The sequence below is a fragment of the Nocardioides sp. genome, from assembly GCF_035703625.1.
Classification (GTDB): domain Bacteria; phylum Actinomycetota; class Actinomycetes; order Propionibacteriales; family Nocardioidaceae; genus Nocardioides.
On the sequence record NZ_DASSXS010000299.1, the window covers coordinates 1 to 2,587 of the forward strand.

At 68.3% G+C, this 2,587-nt stretch carries 3 protein-coding genes; all 3 read right to left on the bottom strand.

Annotated elements, in window-relative coordinates; all coding sequences use genetic code 11:
* Positions 1 to 74: 74 nt before the first annotated feature.
* Positions 75 to 761, bottom strand: a complete 687-nt coding sequence (locus VFN12_RS15780; RefSeq protein WP_325119701.1) for an amino acid ABC transporter permease — start codon at positions 759 to 761, stop codon at positions 75 to 77.
* An 80-nt stretch (positions 762 to 841) separates the two neighbouring features.
* On the bottom strand, positions 842 to 1,732 hold the full coding sequence (locus VFN12_RS15785) for a glutamate ABC transporter substrate-binding protein (RefSeq protein WP_325119702.1): 891 nt from the start codon (positions 1,730 to 1,732) through the stop codon (positions 842 to 844).
* A 32-nt stretch (positions 1,733 to 1,764) separates the two neighbouring features.
* On the bottom strand, positions 1,765 to 2,541 hold the full coding sequence (locus VFN12_RS15790; RefSeq protein ID WP_325119703.1) for an amino acid ABC transporter ATP-binding protein: 777 nt from the start codon (positions 2,539 to 2,541) through the stop codon (positions 1,765 to 1,767).
* Between the last annotated feature and the right edge of the window lie 46 nt (positions 2,542 to 2,587).

The window sequence follows — 2,587 nt, forward strand, 5'->3', positions numbered from 1 at the left end:
CGCCGCGAGGACGGTGTAGATGCGGTGCCGGGCCGCCGCCGCCGGACCCGGTGCATCGAAGAGGACGCTCGCGCTCATGCCGCCACCCTCCAGCGCCGCTCGAGCCGGTTGGCGACGAAGGAGACGATCTCCACCAGGAGCACGAAGATCAGGGCGAAGGAGAGGAAGATGCCGATCCGTTGGCCGGGCTCGTCGTTGGTGAAGAGCTTCATCCGGTAGAACGCCTCGCTGACCCCGAAGAGACCGCAGAGCGTCGTGTTCTTGAGCAGCGCGATCTGGACGCTGGCCAGCGGCGGGACCGACGCCCGGAAGGCCTGCGGGAGGATCACCTGGGTCATCGCCCCGCCGAAGGGCAGCCCGATCGCGCGGGCCGCCTCGGCCTGCCCGAGCGGAACGGCGTTGACCCCCGACCTGAGCGCCTCGCAGACGAACGCCGAGGTGTAGACCGTGAGCGCCACGACGCACGCGGCGAAGAGCTTGTTGATCCGGATCTCGCCGATCACGATGTCGACGAAGCCGAACTGGAGACCGACCTTGGGGCCGGCGATCCGGAAGAAGATCAGCACGATCAGCAACGGGGTGTTGCGGACGATCGTCACGTAGACGGCGGCGGCCTTGACGAGAACCCCGATGGGCCCGACCCGCATCGCCGCCAGCAGGGTGCCGAAGACCAGCGAGAGGACCCCGGCGATCAGGAAGAGCAGGACGGTGTAGGTGAAGGCACGTACCACCAGGTCCCAGTTGTCGAGCACGACCTGCACGGGTCAGCCTCCGTTCAACATCCTGTCGAGACCGTGGGGTGGCCGGTCGGACCGGCCACCCCACCGTCGGTGTCGGTCGATCAGGCGCACTCGTCCAGGGCCGGCGGCTCGGGCGTCTCCGCGCCACCCTCGCCCAGCGTGGCCTCGAAGGCCTCGGCCCACGAGCCGTCGTCGTAGGCCTCCTGGATCACGCCGTTGATCCACTCGCAGGTCGCGGTCTCATCGGGGGGGTAGTAGCCGACGCCGATCCGCTCCTCCGAGAACTCCTCACCGACCACCTTCAGCTCACCGGGGTTCTCGGCGGCGTAGCCGAGCAGGATCGAGCCGTCGGTCGACATCGCCTCGACCGTGCCGTTGAGCACGTCCTCGACGCACTGGGAGTAGTCGGGGGCAGAAGCCGGGACCATGCCCTCCTTCTCCACGTTCTCGATCGACGTCGAGCCCTCGGCCGAGCAGACCTCCTCACCCTGGAGGTCCTCCTTGCCGGTGACGTTGCTGTCCTCCTTGACCAGGATCTGTTGGCCGGTGACCAGGTAGGGGCCGGTCTGGCCCACGATCGCGCGGCGCTCCTCGGTGATGGAGTACGTCGCGAGGACCAGGTCGACCCGGCCCTCCTCGAGGTAGGGCTCACGGTTGTCGGAGATGGTCTCCTCCCAGGTCACGCCGTCGGACTCCGGGTCGATGCACAGATCCGCCACGAGGAGCTTGGCGATCTCCACGTCGAACCCGGTGGGGGCGTCGGCCGCCGCGTCCTTGAACCCGAGCCCGGGCTGGTCGAACTTCGTCCCGACGGTGATCTCGCCGGACTCGGCCCACTCGGCCATCTGCGTACCGTCGTCGAACTTGCCGTCGCAGTCCTCCGCGGCCTGGACGTCCGAGCCCTCGCCGCCGCTGCCCGCGTCGCCGCAGGCGGCCAGGCTCATGGCCAGACCGATGCCGGCGAGCGCCGCCTTGGTCCTCTTGAGTCGCATCTTCTTGTTCCCTTCTCCGGTGTCGTTGCGTGTCAGTGCTTGAGGATCTTGCCGAGGAAGTCCTTGGCCCGGTCCGTCTGCGGGTTGGTGAAGAACTCCTCGGGGGTGTTCTCCTCGACGATGGCGCCGTCGGACATGAACAGCACCCGGTCGGCGGCCGTGCGCGCGAAGCCCATCTCGTGGGTGACGACGATCATCGTCATCCCCTGCTGCGCCAGGTCGACCATGACGTCGAGGACCTCCTTGATCATCTCGGGGTCCAGCGCCGAGGTGGGCTCGTCGAAGAGCATCACCTTCGGGTCCATCGCCAACGCCCGGGCGATGGCCACCCGCTGCTGCTGGCCGCCGGAGAGCTGGGCGGGGTACTTCGCCGCCTGGTGCCCCACCCCGACGCGGTCGAGGAGCTCCTTGGCCCGCCGCTCCGCCTCGTCCTTCTTCTTGCCCCGGACCTTGATCGGCCCGAGCGTGACGTTCTCCAGGATCGTCTTGTGGGCGAAGAGGTTGAAGCTCTGGAAGACCATGCCGACCTCGGCCCGCAGCGCCGCGAGCGCCTTGCCCTCCTGGGGCAATGGCTGGCCGTCGAGGGTGATCGTGCCCTCACCGATGGTCTCCAGCCGGTTGATCGACCGGCACAGTGTGGACTTGCCGCCGCCGGACGGGCCGATGACCACCACGACCTCGCCGCGATTGATGGTCTGGTTGATGTCCTTGAGGACGTGCAGGTCGCCGAACCACTTGTTGACACCCTCGAGCACGACGAGCGGCTCGCCCGTCCGGGCCGTGACCGTTTCCTGATCGTGCGCCGTCATGCACGGCAACCTAGCCGCAAACGGCCCGGCCCTGCCACGGCGGTGC